General features: G+C 64.3%; 15 protein-coding genes. 4 read left to right on the top strand and 11 right to left on the bottom strand.

Annotated features, from left to right (window positions below):
* Positions 1 to 3 precede the first annotated feature (3 nt).
* The gene (locus tag ACAX43_RS05000; RefSeq protein ID WP_370707315.1) at positions 4 to 426 is read left to right on the top strand and encodes a signal peptidase; all 423 of its coding nucleotides are present in this window, start codon (positions 4 to 6) and stop codon (positions 424 to 426) included.
* Positions 427 to 450: 24 nt separating this feature from the next.
* Here ACAX43_RS05000 and ACAX43_RS04995 read toward each other — a convergent pair whose 3' ends face one another.
* The gene (locus ACAX43_RS04995) at positions 451 to 1179 is read right to left on the bottom strand and encodes a class I SAM-dependent methyltransferase (RefSeq protein ID WP_370707314.1); all 729 of its coding nucleotides are present in this window, start codon (positions 1177 to 1179) and stop codon (positions 451 to 453) included.
* Positions 1180 to 1287: 108 nt separating this feature from the next.
* Here ACAX43_RS04995 and ACAX43_RS04990 point away from each other — a divergent pair, with 108 nt between their 5' ends.
* The gene (locus ACAX43_RS04990; RefSeq protein ID WP_370707313.1) at positions 1288 to 2559 is read left to right on the top strand and encodes an NAD(P)/FAD-dependent oxidoreductase; all 1272 of its coding nucleotides are present in this window, start codon (positions 1288 to 1290) and stop codon (positions 2557 to 2559) included.
* Between the two features lie 81 nt (positions 2560 to 2640).
* Here ACAX43_RS04990 and guaD read toward each other — a convergent pair whose 3' ends face one another.
* The 10 genes from guaD to ACAX43_RS04940 all read right to left on the bottom strand — a co-directional run bounded on the left by guaD (position 2641) and on the right by ACAX43_RS04940 (position 15622).
* A complete protein-coding gene (gene guaD / locus ACAX43_RS04985) occupies positions 2641 to 3996 on the bottom strand; it encodes a guanine deaminase (protein WP_370707312.1) in 1356 nt (451 codons plus the stop codon).
* A gap of 104 nt (positions 3997 to 4100) precedes the next feature.
* Positions 4101 to 5153 carry an adenosine deaminase gene (locus tag ACAX43_RS04980; RefSeq protein ID WP_370707311.1) on the bottom strand — a complete coding sequence of 351 codons (1053 nt, stop codon included), beginning with the start codon at positions 5151 to 5153 and terminating at the stop codon, positions 4101 to 4103.
* 97 nt (positions 5154 to 5250) lie between these two features.
* On the bottom strand, positions 5251 to 6264 hold the full coding sequence (gene xdhC, locus ACAX43_RS04975) for a xanthine dehydrogenase accessory protein XdhC (protein ID WP_370707310.1): 1014 nt from the start codon (positions 6262 to 6264) through the stop codon (positions 5251 to 5253).
* Between the two features lie 97 nt (positions 6265 to 6361).
* Positions 6362 to 8794, bottom strand: a complete 2433-nt coding sequence (gene xdhB, locus ACAX43_RS04970) for a xanthine dehydrogenase molybdopterin binding subunit (protein WP_370707309.1) — start codon at positions 8792 to 8794, stop codon at positions 6362 to 6364.
* Complete coding sequence (gene xdhA / locus ACAX43_RS04965; protein ID WP_370707308.1) at positions 8794 to 10341, bottom strand: xanthine dehydrogenase small subunit; 1548 nt, start codon at positions 10339 to 10341, stop codon at positions 8794 to 8796. Before xdhA ends, xdhB begins: the two co-directional genes overlap by 1 nt.
* A gap of 377 nt (positions 10342 to 10718) precedes the next feature.
* Positions 10719 to 11228, bottom strand: a complete 510-nt coding sequence (locus tag ACAX43_RS04960; protein WP_370707307.1) for a disulfide bond formation protein B — start codon at positions 11226 to 11228, stop codon at positions 10719 to 10721.
* A 114-nt stretch (positions 11229 to 11342) separates the two neighbouring features.
* Positions 11343 to 12722 (bottom strand): amidase, encoded by a 1380-nt coding sequence (locus ACAX43_RS04955; RefSeq protein WP_370707306.1) that lies wholly within the window; start codon positions 12720 to 12722, stop codon positions 11343 to 11345.
* A gap of 38 nt (positions 12723 to 12760) precedes the next feature.
* Positions 12761 to 13441: a GntR family transcriptional regulator gene (locus tag ACAX43_RS04950; protein ID WP_370707730.1), complete on the bottom strand. Its 681-nt coding sequence runs from the start codon at positions 13439 to 13441 to the stop codon at positions 12761 to 12763.
* 131 nt (positions 13442 to 13572) lie between these two features.
* Positions 13573 to 14925 carry an MFS transporter gene (locus ACAX43_RS04945; RefSeq protein ID WP_370707305.1) on the bottom strand — a complete coding sequence of 451 codons (1353 nt, stop codon included), beginning with the start codon at positions 14923 to 14925 and terminating at the stop codon, positions 13573 to 13575.
* Between the two features lie 7 nt (positions 14926 to 14932).
* The gene (locus ACAX43_RS04940) at positions 14933 to 15622 is read right to left on the bottom strand and encodes a DUF2848 domain-containing protein (protein WP_370707304.1); all 690 of its coding nucleotides are present in this window, start codon (positions 15620 to 15622) and stop codon (positions 14933 to 14935) included.
* Positions 15623 to 15831: 209 nt separating this feature from the next.
* Between ACAX43_RS04940 and ACAX43_RS04935 the strand changes: the two genes are divergently transcribed.
* Together ACAX43_RS04935 and ACAX43_RS04930 are read left to right on the top strand one after the other, a co-directional pair.
* On the top strand, positions 15832 to 17589 hold the full coding sequence (locus tag ACAX43_RS04935; protein WP_370707303.1) for a cation:proton antiporter: 1758 nt from the start codon (positions 15832 to 15834) through the stop codon (positions 17587 to 17589).
* Positions 17590 to 17727: 138 nt separating this feature from the next.
* Positions 17728 to 19368, top strand: a complete 1641-nt coding sequence (locus tag ACAX43_RS04930; RefSeq protein WP_370707302.1) for a gamma-glutamyl-gamma-aminobutyrate hydrolase family protein — start codon at positions 17728 to 17730, stop codon at positions 19366 to 19368.
* The last annotated feature ends 225 nt before the right edge of the window (positions 19369 to 19593 follow it).

Genomic DNA, 19593 nt, shown 5'->3' with positions numbered 1-19593 from the left:
AAAATGAAAAAAAGTTTTGTATTTGGCGCGCTGGCGGTGGTGGTGCTGACGCAAGCGGGATGCGCCACGAACGTGAAGTCGCTGCCGCTTGCGGCAGCCGGCGGCCAGTCGAGCGGCGGCGTGCCGGTGTATTTCGGCCAGCAGAGCCACCCGGCGGTGAAGAGCCAGTTGGGCGGCGCGTCGTACTCCGTGCGGATCGCACGCAAGGTGTCGAGTCCCGACGAAGCTTGCCACGAAGCGCTGGCGGAAGCGGTGCAAAAGCTGCGCGCGGCAGCCCGCGAACGCCATGCGAATGCCGTGATCGATGTGGCGACGCGCTTTCATAGCACCGAGAGCAACTCGTCGACCGACTTCACGTGCGGCGTGAGCCCCAGCGCGGCCGCGATCGCGGTGAGCGGCCAGCTCGTCGTGCTGGAAGCGAACTAAGCCGAAGCGGACTCGCACGCTTTATCAATCGGCCTTGATCGCCGCGACATTGACGAGCGTTTCACGGCGCTTGCCAGGTTGCGGACGGTAGAGGCCGAGGCGCTCGAGCAGGCCGAAGTCTTTCGCGCGGCTCCACCAGAGATAGGGCAGCGAGACGTTGCGCGGGCCGAAGCTGAAACCGCCGCGGCGAATCATGTCGAGGTAGCCGTCGGCGCTTTTTTGCACTTGCATCGGATGGCGGAACAGCAGCCGGATCACCCACGATTTGATGTACACGTCGGTGGATTCGGCGAACAGCAGGATGCCGCCGGGTTTGAGCACGCGGCGGAACTCGGCGAGCGCACGTTCTTGCTCGACGAGGTGATGGAAGGTTTGATGGCAGAACACGATGTCGGCGCCGGCATCGGGCAGCGGCAGCTTCGCGCAGTCGCCGTGCAGCAGTTCGATATCGGCGAGCCTGTCGCGGCAGGCGTTGGCGGCAGCGGCGGCAAGCACCAGCGACGGCTTGTGAAAATCGACGCCGACAATGCGGCGCGGATTGAACGCCTCGGCGAGCAGGCGAAACGAGATGCCTTGCCCGCAGCCGACGTCCACGATGACCGGCGCGGCAGGCAAGGGTGCATCGATCAGGCGTTTGAGGTCATTGATCGCGACCCGCAAGACATGATGTCCCCAGGTATGGGTGCGCAGGAACCAGATCCCGAAGGCCGTTTCCGGCACGAAAGGCACACTGGATGATTCGGATGGCGACACGCTGGGCTCCCCGTCGGAATAGTGTTCTTGCTGCGAGAGCGGTAATTGTAACGAGAAGTAAGGGTGCAGCGTAACGCTGTTCCACGCAAGCAAACGATTGAGGCTACCTTGAATACGAATTCGTCAAAACGCATGACCGTCGATGTAGCGATCATCGGCGCGGGTCCGGCGGGCGCCGTTGCAGCGGCGCTTCTGCGCCAGGCGGGCCGCTCGGTGCTCGTGCTGGAGCGCCAGCATTTTCCGCGTTTCTCGATCGGCGAAAGTCTGTTGCCGCAAAGCATGGCCTACCTGGAAGAGGCCGGCATGCTGCAGGCAGTGGTCGAAGCCGGTTTCCAGTACAAGAACGGCGCGCATTTTGTCTATCGCGATCAATCGTCGGCGTTCGACTTCCGCGACAAGCATTCGGCAGGATGGGGCACTACGTACCAGGTCGAGCGCGCGGTGTTCGACGACATCCTGATTCGCTGCGCGGCGCAGCAGGGCGCCGACGTGCGCTTCGGTCATACGGTCCGGGCGATGCGGACCGGCGAAATGGGCAAAGCGGGCGCACTGGACAGCAGGCCGGTGCTCGACGTGATCGACGAAGCGGACCACGCGTATGAAGTCGAAGCGCGTTTTGTATTCGATGCGAGCGGCTTCGGCCGCGTACTGCCGCGCTTGCTGAACCTCGAAACGCCCACGCGCATGCCGACACGCGCCGCCATCTTCACGCACGTGCGCGACGGCATTCCGGCTGGCGCGACCGACCGCAACAAGATCTGTGTGGCGACGCACCCGGAGCGGCGCGACGTGTGGTTCTGGATGATTCCGCTGGCGGACGGCCGTTCGTCGGTGGGCTGCGTCGCCGAGGCCAGTTTCCTCGATGTGCCGGAAGGGGAACGCGACGCGAAACTGCGTGCACTGATCCAGCAGGAGCCGACACTCGGCCCGTTGATCGGCAACGCGCCATTCCTGATGCCGGTGCGCCATATCGGCGGCTACGCGGCGAACGTCGAGCGTTTGCACGGACCGGGTTACGCGCTGCTCGGCAATGCGGGCGAATTTCTCGATCCGGTGTTCTCGTCGGGCGTGACGATTGCGCTGCGTTCCGCGCATCTCGCGGTGCAGACGTTGAACCGCCAACTGGATGGCGAGCAGGTGGACTGGTCGGCGGCTTACGACGTGCCGTTGCGCAAGGGCATCGACACGTTCCGCGTGTTCGTCGAGCGCTGGTACACGGGCGAGTTGCAGGACATCATTTTCTATCCGCACCAGACGCCGTCGATCCGCAGGATGATCAGCGCGGTGCTCGCCGGTTATGCGTGGGATGAAACGAATCCGTATGTCGCCGATCCGGTGCGGCGGTTGAATGCGTTGCACGAGGTGTGCACGCAGCCTTGAGCGGCACGCTGCAACGTACAGGCAAAAAAAAATGGCGCTTCGGAAACGAAGCGCCGTTTTTTCTGGTGCGTGCGAATCAACTCAAGCCGCGATTTTCGCCGTACGCGGTGCATGCTGCCGCACGTCGTCGCGGCGATGCACGCGTTTGCCTGCCGCATACGTTTCGTAGATCGCGCGATCGTCGCCGAGCAGCGCGAATGCGAACAGCAGTTCTTCGAGCGATTCGGTGCGTGCGGTGCGGCGCGCGAGCAGCGGCGTGGCTTGCGGATCGAGCACGACGAAGTCGGCTTCCGACTTCGGCTTCAACGTCCCCACCTTGTCCGCCAGATCGAGCGCCTCAGCGGCACCCGCGGTTGCCAGATAGAACATACGCGTGGCCGTCAGATGATGGCCGGTCAGACGCGCAACCTTGTGCGCTTCGTTCATCGTCTGCAGCATCGAGAACGAGGTGCCGCCGCCGACGTCCGTTGCCAGCGCGATCGGCATGCCGGCTTCGTCGGCCTTGTCGAAATCGAACAGGCCGCTGCCGAGGAACAGGTTCGAGGTCGGGCAGTGCGAGGCGACCGTGCCGGTTTGCGCCATGCGCTTGCGGTCTTCCTCGTCGAGGTAGATGCAATGGCCGTACACCGCGCGGCGGCGCAGCAGGCCGTAGTGATCGTAAATGTCCAGATAGCTGCGGTGGCCCGGGAACAGATCGGCGACCCATTTCACTTCGTCGGTGTTTTCGGCGACGTGGCTCTGAATGAAGATGTCCGGATGCTTGCCCGCCAGCACGCCGCACGCTTCAAGCTGCGCTTCGGTCGAAGTCGGCGCGAAACGCGGCGTGAGCGCGTACATCTGGCGGCCACGGTTGTGCCAGCGGCCGATCAGCTCGGCGCTGTCGTCGTAGCCCGATTGCGCGGTGTCGCGCAGGAACTCGGGGCAGTTGCGGTCCATCAGCACCTTGCCGGCCACCATGCGCAGATTGCGCGCTTCGCTTTCGGTAAAGAGCGCGTCGGCCGATTCCTTATGGACCGTGCAATACACCAGCGCGGTCGTCGTGCCGCACGCCAGCAGCTCTTCGACGAAGAAGCTCGCCGTGTCGCGCGCGTAGGCCGGATCGGTGAAGCGGCGCTCGGTCGGGAAGGTGTACGTGTCGAGCCACGGCAGCAGACCCGGGGCCGGCGACGCGATCATGTCGGTCTGCGGATAGTGGATGTGCGTATCGATGAAACCCGGCACGATCAGCTTGTCGCGCATCTCCTGCACCTGGGTGCCGGGGGCGAGTTGCGACGCAAGCGCGGCATACGCGCCCGCCGCGACGACATGACCGTCTTCGACGATCAGCAAACCGTCCTCGTTGAAGACCGCCGCGTTGGGCGATTTCGCAGGATCACCGTTGAAGGTCAGCAGTTGTGCGCGGAATGCTGACTGGGCCGCTTGTGCCGATTGAGTCATGAAAAAACCGTCTCCGAATGTGAGAAGCTAAACAGCGCAGACAGCGGCTTGATTCTGGCTCTGCAGGGAGCCCGTGCCGCCGCCGGCTGCTATTCATTGGCCCGTCAATGCGGGCCGCCTGAGTGCCAGTGCGCGTCGAGCTTCGCGATCAGTTCGCTGCGTTGCTCGGGCGTGACGAACGACGCTTCGAAGCTGTTGCGGATGATCGTGTAGACCTCGGCATCGTTGAGCTTCAACGCGTCGATAGTGGCGAAATAGTTGGCGTTCACGTAGCCGCCGAAATAAGCCGGATCGTCGGAATTCACCGTGACGGCGACACCGCGATCGAGCAGGTCCTTCAGCGTGTGCTTGGTCATGTCGTCGAACACGCAGAGCTTGAGGTTCGACAGCGGGCACACGGTTAATGCGACGCGCGTATCGGCGAGGCGCGTGACGAGCGCCGGATCTTCGATACTGCGCACGCCGTGGTCGACGCGATCCACCTTCAGCAGATCGAGCGCTTCGTAGATATACGACGGCGGCCCTTCTTCGCCCGCATGCGCGACCAGCTTCAGACCGAGCGCGCGCGCCTTGGCGAATACGCGTTCGAACTTCGAAGGCGGATGACCACGCTCCGACGAATCCAGCCCGACACCGACCAGGCGATGCTTGTATTGCTCGAAGAGCGGCCGCGCTTCTTCGAACGTAGCGAGCGCATCCTCTTCCGACAGGTGGCGCAGGAAGCATAGAATCAGTTTGCTCGTCATACCGCGCTTTTCCGCATCGGCCAACGCGCGTTCGATACCGGCGACGACCGTCGCGATCGGCACGCCGCGTTCGGTGTGCGTCTGCGGATCGAAGAAGATTTCGCTGTGAATCACGTTATCGGCGAGGCAGCGTTCGACATACGCCATCGTCATGTCGTAGAAGTCCTGCTCGTGCAGCAGCACGCTCGCGCCGGCGTAATAGATGTCGAGGAACGATTGCAGATCGGTGAAGGCGTACGCGGCGCGCAAGGCTTCGATCGAGTCGTACGCAAGCTTCACGCCGTTGCGTTCGGCGAGCGCGAAGATCAGCTCGGGTTCGAGCGAGCCTTCGATATGGATGTGCAGCTCGGCCTTCGGCGCGCGCGCGGTTTTCTCGACGAGTGGCGTACGGATTGCGGTCGTTGTATTCATGGTCGGTCAGAAGTTCGTTGGAGTCGGTTCGCGCCGAATGCGGGATGCAGGACAGCAGGCAATCGCAGTGTGGGCGGCAGGTCGATTGTGCGGCAAATCAGACCGTCTGCGCCGCATGCGCGCCTGCATTCGCCTCCACTGCCTGCAACACCTGGGCCGCCGCCGAGATCGCGATGATCTCCGGCGACTTGTCGACGATACCGTCGACGCCGAGCGGGCACTTCATCCGCGCAATCCGCGACGGATCGATGCCGCGCGCGGCCAGCCGATGCTCGAACTGCTTGCGCTTGGTGTGCGAGCCGATCATGCCGAAGAACGCGAAATCGCCACGCCGCAAAATGCGCTCGGCCAACTCGAGATCGCGCGCATGGTTGTGCGTCATCACGATGAAGTACGTGTGCGGCGCGGCCTCGTCGATGGCTTCGTCGGGCGCGTCGTTCGGATCGATCTTCACGTTCGGCGCATGCAGTGTTTCCACCGGCGGAAACTGCGCGTCGCGTTCGTCGACCCAGCGCACGGTGCAAGGCAGCGTGGCAAGCACGCGAACCAGCGCCGCGCCCACGTGACCGGCGCCGAACAGCACGACCTGGAAGTCGCCCGGCGCGATGGTTTCGGTGAGCAGCGCGCCGCTGTCGTCGAAGCCGGCGCCGTCCCACAGCAGGCAGTCGGCGGCATCCACACCCGGTTCGGGGTCGGACAGCATCACCGCATCCGGTGCGGGGCCGAATGATACGCTACGCACCGTCGAAAGACCTGCGGCCACGCGTTTCGCGAGCGACGTGATCCAGCCGAGATCGCCGATGTCGAGGCGCTCAAAGGCGAGAATCACAGCGCCGCCGCAGCATTGGCCGAGACTGGGTCCAAGCGCGAAGCGTTCGAGGCGGCGCATATGCGGCGAGCGCATGCCGTCGCGCAGGACCTGGCGCGCGGTCTCGATGGCTTTCCATTCGAGGTGTCCGCCACCAATCGTGTGCTTGGCCGAATCGCGCGTGACGATCATCTTGGTGCCGGCTTCGCGGGGCGCCGAACCCTCGACGCGCGCGACCGTCACCAGCACGGCAGCGTCGCCGTGCGCGAGCAGTTGTTGCAGGTCAGGTAGCCAGGCTTGCATCCGGCGGTTCTCCATACGTGGCCGCGCGGGGTATCCGTGCGGCCGGTTGAGTGTGGCCTGGCGCGTTCGTGTCGCGTCAGGCCTTTGCTTAACGTTGCTAAATGGTGGTGGCGGTCGTGGCCGTAGTGGCCGCTTCCGTCGCGGGTTCCGCTGACGTCCCCGGCGGCTGCAACGCTTCGAGCGCATCGAGAATCGCTTCGGGCGTCGCAGGCGCGCGCAACCGTGGTGCATTTTCCGCGCCCGGCACCGCAGCCGCGACCGCGTCGCGAATTGCGAGGAATACCGAGAACGGCAGCAGCAGGGGCGGCTCGCCCACAGCCTTGGAACGGAACACCGTCGGCTCGGCGTTCTGATTCTGATAAAGCCGAACATGGAACGCCGCAGGCGTATCGCTGACCGCGGGAATCTTGTATGTCGACGGCGCGTGCGTCATCAAGCGGCCATCGCGGTTCCACCACAGTTCTTCCGTGGTGAGCCAGCCCATGCCCTGAATGAACCCGCCTTCTATCTGGCCGATGTCGATCGCCGGGTTGATCGATTGGCCGGCGTCGTGCAACACGTCCGCGCGCACCAGTTTCCATTCGCCGGTCAGCGTGTCGATCACCACTTCCGACACCGCCGCACCGTACGCAAAGTAATAAAACGGGTGACCGGTCAGCGTTTTCGCATCCCAGTGCACTTTCGGCGTCGTATAGAAACCGTCCGACCACAACTGCACGCGCGCCAGATAGGCCGCGCCGACCAGTTGCTCGAACGGCATCGCACCGCCGTTCACCGACACTTCGCCGTTGGCAAATTCCACCGCGTCGGCGGTGCCGCCGAGTTGCTTCGCCGCCAGTTCTGCGAGCCTGACGCGAATCGTCCGCGCAGCCGCTTCGGCCGCTTTGCCGTTCAGGTCGCTGCCGGTGGATGCCGCGGTTGCCGAGGTGTTGGCGACCTTCGACGTATCGGTCGCCGTTACGCGTACACGCGCAAGCGGCAAACCGAGTTCATTCGCGACGACTTGCGCCACCTTCGTGTTGAGCCCCTGGCCCATTTCGGTGCCGCCGTGATTGACGAGTACCGAACCGTCTTTGTACACATGCACCAGCGCGCCGGCCTGATTCAGAAACGGCACGTTGAACGAGATGCCGAACTTCACCGGCGAAAACGCCAGGCCCCGTTTGAGCACCGGGCTCTTTGCGTTGAACGCGGCGATCGCTTCGCGGCGCGCGCGGTAGTGGCTGGTTTCGAGCAACTCGTCGGTCAACGGCGCGATGATGTTGTCTTCGACCTTTTGGCCATACGGCGTCGTGTCGCGCTCGCCGATGCCGTAGTAATTCGCGAGGCGCACGTCGAGCGGATCGCACTTCAATTGACGTGCGATGCTGTCGAGCATCACTTCCATCACCAGGGCGCCTTGCGGGCCGCCGAAGCCGCGGAACGCCGTGTTCGACTGCGTATTCGTCTTGCAGCACAGCGCGACGATATCGACGTCGGACAGGTAATACGCGTTGTCGAAGTGACAGACGGCACGCGTGGCCACGGCGCCGGACAGATCGGCGGAGTAGCCGGCACGTAGAGCGATCTCGACACGCGCGCCGAGAATGCGGCCTTTATCGTCGAAGCCGGCTTCGTACTCGTAGATCGCGTCGTGGCGCTTGCCGGTGATCATGAAATCGTCGTCACGATCGGCGCGCAGTTTGACCGGACGGCGCAGCAGTTTCGCCGCCAGCGAGGCCACGCATGCGAACAGCGCCGATTGCGATTCCTTGCCGCCGAAGCCGCCGCCCATCCGCCGGCATTCGCATACGACGTTATGCGCCGGCCAGTCGAGCATATGCGCGACCACCTGCTGCATTTCGCTCGGATGCTGCGTCGAACTGTAGACGAGCATTCCGTCCATTTCTTTCGGCACTGCGTACGCGATCTGGCCTTCGAGATAAAACTGTTCCTGGCCGCCGACTTCGAACGTGCCGCTGATTTTATGCGGCGCGGAGGCGATCTTTGCGTCGGGTTCGCCGCGCTTCAGATGCATGGGCGGCAGGACGAATTGCTTATTGGCTTTCGCTTCGGCTGGCGTGAGGATGACCTCGAGCGGCTCATAGCGCACGACGTCATCGCTCCTCGCGAGCGCAGCGGCGCGGCGTGCAAGCTCATGACTTTCGGCGATCACGGCGAACACCGGCTGGCCGAGATACAGCACTTCATCGACGGCGAGAATCGGATCGTCGTGCAGCACCGGGCCGCAGTTGTTCTCGCCGGGAATGTCTTCAGCGGTCAACACGGCGATCACGCCGGGCGCTTTTCTCACCGCGTCCAGATCGATCGAGACGATGCGCGCGTGCGCATGTCGCGACAGCCCAAGCGCTGCGTGCAGCGTGCCTTGCAGTTCGGGGACGTCGTCGGTGTAGGTGGCTTCACCGCTCACGTGCAGCGTGGCGGATTCATGCGGCAGCGACACGCCGATTGCCGGCTCGCTGCCCTGAGCGGTGGCGTGCTTTTCAGCGTGGCTCCCCGCATGTTCGACGAAAGCATCGGTCCGGTTCATCACGACGACTCCTTCGCAACGGCTGCGTCCGGCACGCCGTTTTCGAACGCGAACGCATTCACGTCGAAGAGGGCGAGCGGCGCGTCGTCGCGCGTTTCGAGGTGGAAGCGCCACAGGAGGTTGCGCGCCACCTTCAGTCGATAGGCGCTCGAGGCGCGCATGTCGGTAAGCGGCTGGTAATCGGCGACGAGTGCGTTCATCGCTTGCCGCACGGTGCTTTCGTCCCACGTCGCGCCGTTCAGCACGGCTTCGGTTTGCGCGGCGCGTTTAGGCGTCGCGGCCATGCCACCGAAGGCGATGCGTGCTTCCCGGATCGCGCCGTTTTCACCGAGGTGCAGCGCGAACGCCGCGCACACTGCGGAGATGTCCTGATCGTAGCGCTTCGACACCTTGTACGTACGAAAACGCAGATCGCGCGCCGGACGCGGCACACGCAGCGCCGTGACGAATTCGCCGGCCGCGAGCGCGGTCTTCTGATAGCCGAGGTAGAAAGCGTCGAGCGTCAGCGTGCGGGTTTTGGGGCCGTGCCGCAGCACGACTTCGGCGCCGAGCGCGAGCAGCGCGGGCATCGAATCGCCGATCGGCGAGCCGTTCGCGACGTTGCCACCGAGCGTGCCGGCATTGCGGATCGGCAGCGACGCGAAGCGCGTCCACATCTCCGCCAGTTCCGGGTAATCGGCGGCAAGTGCTGCGTACGCGTCTTCGAGCGTGACGGCCGCGCCGATCGTCAGCGTTTGCGCGTCGCGCTCGATCGTCTTCAATTCGGCGACGTTGCCGATATACAGGATGTCGCCGAGATCGCGGAACTGCTTGGTGACCCACAGGCCGACGTCGGTGCTGCCGGCCAGAAGGCGTGCCTGGGTGTGCTCGGCGCGCAGTTTGGCGAACGCGTCGAGGGTGACCGGCGCGTGGAAGGTGGGCGAGCCGAACGCGCCGCCGCGCGTATCGGGCGCGCTGTATTCGAAGGTCTCGCGGCGTTGGATCTCGCGCAATTTGTCGGCGACGGCCTTGCGGTCTAGCGTCACGCGCGGGTATTGCGGATAGTCGAACATCTTCTGCGACGCGTCGACGATCGGCCGGTAGCCGGTGCAGCGGCACAGATTGCCCGATAGCGCGGCGTTGATTTCATCGCGGGTGGGCAGGCCGGCGGCGGCCGGCTGGTTTTCGTACAGCGCCCACATCGACATCACGAAGCCTGGGGTGCAGAAACCGCACTGCGAGCCGTGGCAATCGACCATCGCCTGTTGCACGGGGTGCAGGGCGCCGTCGGCGGCGCGCAGGTCTTCGACGGTGAAGAGGGCTTTGCCGTCCAGCGTCGGCAGGAACTGGATGCACGCATTGACCGCTTTCAGCGAGACGCCGCCCTGCGCATCCAGTTCGCCGACGACGACCGTGCAGGCGCCACAGTCGCCTTCCGCACAGCCTTCCTTGGTGCCGGTGCAATGCAGATCCTCACGCAGATGCTGAAGCACGGTGCGCGATGCAGGGACGCCCGAAACCTCACGGACGGACCCCTGGTGGTAAAAGCGGATGGTTTGCGTTGTCATGGCGAATCCGAAAGACAGTGCGGACCGGGCGCGCGTTACGCATGGGGTCGCGCCAAAGCCGGCCTCGCGCACGTAGATCGCCATCCAGGTTCGAAGATAGCACTACCTTGTCCTGAAAACATTTCCCCTATCGCATGAAGCTTATTCGGAAGCGGTCATGAGATAAGGATGATTCGCGCCAGGCCGGGGAGGTGCGTGGGACGGTGCGGATGGCGGGAAGCCCGGCAGGACGGGGCACAGCGGGGAAAAATCCAGCAAAAGCGAGGCAAAAACCGGGATGAAAAGGCGCAGGCGAAAAAACGCCGGACTGCGGCCGCCGCGGCGGGCGGCACGAAGTCCGGCGCTAATTCAGTGCTGCTTCAGCGCAGCCGGCCCGATCAGGCGAAGCGGCGGCGATTCTTATACAGGCTCAGCGCCAGCGGCACGTAAGCCACCACGAACGCAATCAGCGACCACATCGGCAGTGAGAGGCCCAGAATCGGCGGATAAGCCGTTTCGCAGAGGCCGGCAACCTTGAAGACGCCCGGCAGCCAATGGGCGGGCGGCAGGCTGTCGACCATTGGCTGCAGCGCGTCAAATCCGCAGCTGAAGCCCGGATTCGCCTGAATATACACATGCCGCGCGGCCGTCACGATACCGCCCAATGCCGACAGGGCCGCCAGCACTTCCAGCAGACGCACGCCGCGCCAGCTGTTGAAGCGCGCGCCGAGGAACGCAAAAATCGCGATCAGCAAGAAGAAATAGCGCTGGATGATGCACAGCGGGCACGGATCTTCGTGCAACCCGTATTGCATATACAGGGCGCCGGCCACGAGGCCGACGCAGATCAGGCCAAGCAGAACCAGCAGGGAGCGCTCGCGGCGCAGCATCGCATTGTCGTTATTCATGGATCGTGTGGCTGTCTGGAAACGGAAAGGGCGAAGGTGCCCGCGATTCTAGCGCGAACCTCCCCCCTTGACGTTTACCGCGCATTAAGCCGCGATTCCGTTCAACGCCCCCGCTCAGCGAATCGCGTTGAGCACCGCCTCGGCGCCGCGACCGATTGCCAGCAAGGCGTCGTCGGCGTGCGGCGCGCTCGCCAGCATCAGGCCCACCGGCGCTTCCCCGCGCAGATGGCAGGGCAGCGACAGCGCGCAGGTGTCGAGGAAGTTGAACGCGCTCGGATTGCGCAGGATCAGCGCGTTGGTGCGGCCGAATGCGTCATCGTCGTGTTCCAGATCGGCGACGCGCGGCGGCACCACCGGCACGGTCGGCGCGACCACCGCGTCGAAGCGCTGCCACAGCGTGCGCGCGGCTTCGTCGAGCATGGCCTGGCGCTCGGCTAGCAGGTCCAGATAGTCGGCGGCACTGGCGGGTTGGCCCTTCAGGATGCGCACCAGCACGCGCGGGTCGTATTGATCGCGGTGCTTTTCCAGCAGCGGACGGTGCCATGCATACGCTTCGATCGGCGAAAAGCCGAAGCGGTTGATCTCGGGCAAACGGTCGAGCGGTGCAAAGCGCACTTCGCTGACGATCGCGCCGGCCGCTTCCAGATGCTTCAGCGCCGTATCGATCGCCGCGGCGACGGCCGGTTCGACGCCGTCCGTCACGAAATGGGTCAATACGCCGAGGCGCACGCCTTCCAGCGGCCGGACCGCCGGGATGCGCGGTTCCAGCCCGGCCAGCATCCGGTCGACCAGCGCGCAGCACGCCACCGAGACGCCAATCGGCCCGAACGAGTCGAGTGTCGAAGAGAGCGGTACGCCGCCTTGCTTCGGAATCCGGTCGGCGGTCGGCTTGAAGCCGGTCAGGCCACACAGCGCAGCCGGGATGCGGATCGAGCCGCCGGTGTCGGTGCCGAGCGCGATGGCGGCCATGCCGTCCGCCACCGACGCCGCCGCACCCGACGACGAACCGCCCGAAATCCGCTCGTCACCCTTCACGCCGCGCTGATACGGCGACAGCGGATGCCCGTAGTGCGGGTTCAGGCCCAGTCCGGAAAACGCGAACTCGCTCATATTGGTGCGCCCGACGATCACCGCGCCTGCCCGTTTCAGGCGCGCGACCGCGACCGCGTCCGCCTTGGCGGCAGGCGCGTCGGCCAGCACCACGGAACCGGCGCGGGTCGGCTGCCCTTCGATATCGAACAGGTCTTTGACCGACACCGGAATTCCGGCGAGCGGCGAGAGCACCGTGCCGGCGGCGCGCAGACGGTCGTGTGCGTCAGCTGCCGCGCGGGCGCTGTCGGCGTCGACGTGCATGAAGGCGACCGCGCCCTGGCCGGCCGGATCGGCGATCCGTTCGAGCGCGGTTTCGACGAGCGCGCGGCTCGTGGTGCGGCCGGCGGCGAGATCGGCGGCAAGCTGGGCAAGCGGCGGAAAGGGCGTGAATTCAGTGGCCATGATGTTCGTTCAGATCCGGTTGAACCGAGTGATGCCGGTTAGATTCGATTGAAGAGAGTCGCGCGGAACGCTTCAATATGCTTTTGCACCGATTGGCGAGCGCCTTCGGCATCGCGTTCGCGCAGCAGGCGAAACAGTTCGAGATGTTCTTCGTGGACGTCTTCGAGATGATGCAGCTCGGACAGCGAAATGAACCAGAAGCGCAGCGAGCGCTCATGCAGTCCGCGCAGGATGTCGGCCAGCACCGGATTGCGCGACGCGGCCGAAATCGCCAGATGAAACTCGCGGTCGATATCCATCATGCCTTCGATATCGTGGGCGGCGACGCATACCGACGAGCGGTCCAGCAGCGCCTGCATCGCATCGAAATCGTGCTGCTGCGCATGGCGCGCGGCCAGCTCGACGCAATAGCCTTCGTTGACGAGCCGTACGTCGATGATCGCCAGCACGTCGTCGAGCGATACCGGGCGGACCATGATGCCCTTTCTCGGCATGATGGTCAGCATGCCTTCGTGCACCAGCCGGTGCAGCGCCTGATGAACGGGCGTGCGGCCGATGCCGGTCAGCACCATCAGTTCCGCTTCGTTCAGCACCTCGCTCGGCCGCAAGCGCATCGTGATGATCTCGCGCTTGACGAACGCATAGGCCTGTTCGGCGAGACTTGCGGACGCGGTCTCGCGGGCGGGGTTCGAAGGGCGGGCAGTCTGCAAAAGCGTCATGTGAAGAGGGAAGCGGGCGATGTCGTCCGCATTGTAGAGCAAGGTTTTGCGCGGATGGCGCGTGGCGGGCGGTTGCTCACCGGCGCCGCGTGCGCATACGCGATGGCCGCGCGCGGGTCAATCACTGCATGTCAGGCGCTCCTCGGCGTCACCGCGGCGGCGTGCTGCACCTCGACACGCGGCATCATCAACGTGACCAACCCGCCGACGATCAGCGCGCCCGCGATCAGCACCAGTCCAAAGGTCACGCTATGCGTCGCATCCTTGACGATACCGAGCACATACGGGCTCACGTAGCCGGCGAGGTTCGCAATCGAGTTGATCACGGCAATACCGGCAACCGCCGCCGTGCCTTGCAGGAAGGTGGTGGACATCGACCAGAAGATGCCGAAGCCCGCCAGAATGCCGACATACGCGATCGACAAGCCGGTGACGGCGAGCGGAATCGAATTGGTCACCGAGGCACTGCCGAGCAGCCCCGCCGCGCCGATGAAGCAGCACACGGCATAGTGCCAGCGCCGTTCGCCCGTGATATCCGACGAGCGGCCGATCAGGATCATGCCGATGCCCGCCGCGAGATAAGGAATCGCGGTGACGAAGCCATTCGTGACGAGGTTGGTGACGCCGAGATCCTTGACGATCTGCGGCAGCCAGAACGAGAAGCCCGCATTGCCGGTGACGAGGCAGAAGTAGATCAGCGTCAGCAGCCAGAAGCGTCCCGAGCGTAATGCAACGCCCAGGCTTTGCTCCGCGCCGGCCGCCGCGGCCGCCGCGTTTTCCCGCGAGAGGCGGTTCGTGATCACGCGCTTTTCGTCGGCGGTGAGCCAGGCGGCTTCGGCGGGCGTGTTGCGCAGCACCGACAGAGCCCAGAAGCCGGCGAGGATCGACGGAATGCCTTCGATCAGGAACATCCACTGCCAGCCGCGCAAACCGTGCGCTTCATGCAGCGCCGACATCAGAAAGCCCGACAAGGGCGCGCCGATGATGCCCGCGACCGGAATTGCCGCCATGAACACGGCGACCATCCGCGCGCGCCGGTCGGATGGAAACCAGAAGGTCAGGTACAGCACCACGCCCGGTACCAGCCCGGCCTCGGCGACACCGAGGAAAAAGCGCAGCACGTAGAACATCGTTTCCGAGTGCACGAACATCATCACGCAGGACAGCGCGCCCCACAGCATCGTGATGCGGGCGATGGTGGCGCGGGCGCCGAACTTCTTCAGCAGCAAGTTGCTCGGCACTTCGAACACGAAATAGCCGAGGAAAAAGATCCCGGCGCCGAGTCCGTACGCCGCGTTCGAGAGGCCGAGATCGCCGGTGAACTGCAGCTTCGCGTAACCGATGTTGACGCGGTCCAGGTACGACAGCACGTAGACGAGAAACAGGAACGGCATGATGCGCCAGGTGATCTTGCGCAGGGCGGCGGCTTCGAGCCACGCGTCGGAAGACGCGTCGGCGTTGGCGGATAGCGAAGGGGGATTCATGGATGCCTCATTCGACGATAGGTAGCGCTCGCACGCGATAAGCGTGGCGCAGCGTGCGGTTCAGCACAGGGTCGTGCAGTTCGAGTTCCAGCGCGTCGCCGTCGGCCATGCCGACGATGCCGCCTTGGACGGCCAGCGTGCCGCAGAACATCGCGGCACCGTCAGCGACGGGCGCGCGGTCCAGCAGATCGGCAGCCGGCAGCAGCGACGCGACGCTGCCTTGCTGGTAGACGCGCCGCTCGCCGTGGTTTGTCACAGCGAAAGCGCGCAGTTCAAGCTGATCCCAGTGGCCGGCAACGTCTTCGAAACGCCAGGCGTCGCGCGCGACCGGTTTCGGGCAGACCTGCTTGGATACGGTGACGCCGTAGGCTTCGACTTCACGGTCGGTGTGGTCGGAGCCGACGGTGACGAGCAGCCCTGCTGCCGAGCGCACCAGCACGCACTCGGCTTCGCCGCTGGACTTCACGCCGACCACGTCGATCTGCTCGGCCTGCGTCAGCAGCTCGGCGCCGAGGCGATAGAAACAGGGCGTGGTCGACGGCCGCTTCACGCCGAGTTCGGCCAGTTCGGCGATGTGATGCTCGATCGCGGCCTGATCGCGCCCGGCCCAGCCGGCGATCGTCAGACGATTCACCTCGACGACATCGGCGCGACTGCTGCCGGAACGATCTACAACATTGAAGAACACCTGCCGCATCACTCGACTCCCAAGAAAATATGCAGAAAATATTATTGTGATATTTCACTGGCGTCCAGCGTGTCAAAAAAGTTTCGGTGGGAGCGCGCGCCGGTGCGCCTTGTGGTCCGTTCAATCCCATGTCCTTTCGGCGTTTGCGCGATCCGGCATGCCGCACCGGTGCGTTACACTGCGTTTTCAAGACATTACTTTTTGTAAGGAACGCATCCATGCATCAGGGCATCGGCTTCATTCAGGATCTGGCGGTCGTGATGGCGCTCGCCGGCGTCGTCACAGTACTGTTCCATCGCCTGAAACAGCCGGTGGTGCTGGGCTACATCGCGGCGGGCGTGATCATCGGGCCGTACACGCCGCCGTTCCAACTGATCCATGACGAGCAGACCATCCAGACGCTCGGCGAGCTGGGCGTGGTATTCCTGATGTTTTCGCTCGGGCTCGAATTCAGCCTGCGCAAGCTGTTCAAGGTCGGCGCGACGGCGATCGTCGCGGCCCTCTCCGAAATCGTGCTGATGCTATGGATCGGTTACGAGATCGGCAGCGCGTTCGGCTGGAGTCCAATGGATTCGCTGTTCCTCGGCGCGATTCTGGCGATTTCGTCGACCACCATCATCGTCAAGGCGCTGTCCGAACTGGGCCTGAAGCGTGAGAGCTTCGCGCAACTGGTGTTCGGGATCCTGATCGTCGAGGACATTCTTGCCATTGCAATGTTGGTCCTGCTCTCCGGGATCGCGCAGACCGGGCACCTGAGCGCGGGTGTCGCGGTCGTCACCCTCGGCAAGCTGCTGCTCTTCATGACGGTCTCGCTGGTGGTCGGCATTCTGCTCGTGCCGCGCGCGCTGAACTACGTGGCACGCGCGAGGAGCGATGAAATGCTGCTGGTATCGGTGCTCGGCTTCTGCTTCGGCTTCTGTCTGCTGGTGGTGAAGCTCGATTACAGCATTGCGCTCGGCGCGTTCCTGATCGGCGCGATCATGGCCGAGTCGCGCCATCTGCATCGGATCGAGCACCTGATCGCGCCGCTGCGCGACGCCTTCTCCGCGATCTTCTTCGTGACGATCGGCCTGATGCTGAACCCGGCCGTGCTGGTGGACTATGCGTGGCCGATTGCGGTGATCACGGCGGCCGTGATCGTCGGCAAGATCGTTTCGTGCGGACTCGGCACTTTTCTCGCCGGCAAGGATGGGCGTACGGCGATGCGGGTGGGCATGACCGTCTCCCAGATCGGGGAGTTCTCGTTCATCATCGCCTCGCTCGGTCTCACCTTAAAGGTGACGAGCGCGTTTCTGTATCCGATCGCGGTGGCCGTGTCCGCCTTGACCACGCTTTTCACGCCTTATCTGATTCGCGCCGCCGATCCGCTGACGCAGCGTCTTGGCCGGGCGATGCCGCGCACGCTCGCCAACGTGTTCGGCATGTACGGGCAGTGGCTGCGCAGCCTGAGCACTGAAACCGGCGAGCCGACGCTGTTCGGCATGACGCGGCGGATCATTCTGCAGATCGCCGTCAATCTCGCGCTGGTCGCGGCGATCTTTCTGATCGGATCGTATAGCGCGCCGTATACCAGCACCTTGCTCGCCCACTGGATGACTTCCGAGCCGATGCAGCGCGTGGTGCTGTGGAGCATCGCGCTGGTACTGTCGATGCCATTCCTGGTGGCGGTCTATCGGAAGACGAAGTCGCTTGCCCTGCTGCTTGCCGAGGTGAGCGTGCAGCAGGCGACAGCAGGGCGCTTCACGCGTGCGATCCGTTACGCGATCTCCGATCTGGTACCGGTGGTCTCGATGGTCGGTGTGTTTTTGCTGGTCGCGGTGCTTTCGGGGGGAATCTTGCCGCCGACGGGCCTGTTGACCGTGGTGCTGATCTGCGCCGCGTTGCTGCTGGCGCTGGTGTGGCGGTGGTGCGTGAAAATCCACGCGGCCATGCAGATCGCGCTGCGCGAAACTTTCGAAGAACAACCGGATCCGTAAGGTAGATCGCCCTGAGGCGGCCTGCGTAGTGGCCCGCAACAATGTGAGCAATTGTGTGCGGGTTTGCGGCACGTGGCCCGCAGGCGGATAATCAGGGCATATTCATCCGTTCGCGTGGAAGGCGCCTGTCGGACTGTCATGAGCGAAAACAAACCTGAAAACGCCGGCAAGCCCGGCATCCCTCCGTCGCCTTCGGCGACGTCAACGCCGTCCGGCGTAACCCTTGGCACGTCGAAATCCGATACAACACCGGCTGAGCCGGCGGCCTCGCTACCGCTCTCCCACGAAGATTCCATCCAGTCCCCGATCAAGGACCTGGTGACGCCGACTGTCGCTTCGGGGACGGCGGGTGAGGGCACGACTACTGTCGCGACTACTTCTGCGGCGGCGACGCCAGGCACGGGTACGGCATCGGCGGTGCCCGGCACTCCCCCCTCGATCGCTTTGCCGGAAGATTCGTCGGCTGATGCGCCTGCTGCTTCAAGTGTATCGCCCGCTGCCGAAGAGGCGGCCGTGAGATCGTCCACCGACGACCCGGAGAGCGCGTCCACCGTCACACCCACGGATGCGCAAATGGCGCGGCGACGCGACGCGGCCGAAGCGCGAAGCTCGGCGGCTGCCTCGACCGCGAAGCAGGAGGCCGCGGTGCATGAGCGCGAGGCGGCGGTCGCGGCGCGGCATGCCGCCAAAAGTCCTGCCTCACGTGTGCCCACGCTGGAGAGCGGCGCGCCGCTAACCGGCGAAGTGAGCGTGCCGGCTGACGGAGCTTCCCTAGCGGAAAAAGCGGACGAGGCCGCCGCGGCCGCCCGCCCGGCTGGTTCGCCGCCGCCCGGCTTCGGCGCCGCGCCGGACTTCACCGCAACCAACCCGCCGCCGCCGAACGCCTTGCCGCCGTCGCCGCCGCGCTATCTGAAGCAGAACGATTCGGCGTGGACAGTATTTGGCCGCATCATTGCGGCGCGGGCGCGTCAACTGTTCGATCGCGCCGGCCAACGGATCACCCAGCGCACGCTGCGCATCGGCGTGTCGGCGCGCATCTTCCACCCGGAGCCGGGCGCGAAGGGGCTGCGCGGCAAGACGCTGCAATACCTCGAGGAATCGATTGCGCACTGGGTGATGTCACGCGACGTGCTGGTGTTCATGATTCCGACGGTCGGCCATCAGGGCATGCTGCACCCAAGCAACATTCGTTTGCGCGACTATGCGAAGCATCTCGACGGTCTGCTGCTGCAGGGTGGCGCTGACGTCTCGCCGCAGTCGTACGCGGAACAGGCGACGAGCCACGAGTGGCCTGGCGACCGCGTGCGCGATATGTACGAACTCGAACTGCTGCATGAGTTCATCGAGTCGGGCAAGCCGGTGCTCGGCGTGTGCCGCGGGTGCCAGTTGATCAATGTGGCGTTCGGCGGCACCTTGTATCAGGACATCGCCACCGATGTGCCGACCGCCGACGTGCACGTCAACGAGAACTACGATCAGCATCGGCACAGCATTCATTTCCCGGACGGATCGACCCTGGCCAATATGTTTCCGGGCCGGCGCGAGGCGATCGTCAACTCGATTCACCATCAGGCGGTCAAGACGCTCGGCCGCGATCTGAATATCGAGGCGGTGTCGGCGTCGGACGGCATCATCGAGGCGGTGCGCTATCGGCGTGCGCCGTTCGTGATGGGCGTGCAGTGGCACCCGGAGTTTCATCGCGCGGGCGGCCCGGAGTTGCTTGATTGCACGCCGTTGCTCGATACCTTTCTGCGGGTGGCGCGCGAAACGCGGTTTTAAGGCCACGTCCTTAAACTCGCGCTTTCACGCTCGACTTTCACGAGGTGCTGCCGCCATGTTTGGCGGCAGCACCTCGTGAAACGATTATTCTTGCCCCGGCTTTCGCTTCCCGTTTGCTTCCCTTGGCAACGCGGCAACTATTTATCCATTTATCTCCATATTGCAGCCACTTTGATGTTGGATTTTCGCAAATCCAATGCAAATTGGGAAACGTCCGCATGAGTC

Source organism: Paraburkholderia sp. IW21 (genome assembly GCF_041321145.1).
Taxonomy (GTDB): Bacteria; Pseudomonadota; Gammaproteobacteria; order Burkholderiales; family Burkholderiaceae; genus Paraburkholderia.
This window is presented reverse-complemented; position numbering and strand designations above follow the sequence as displayed.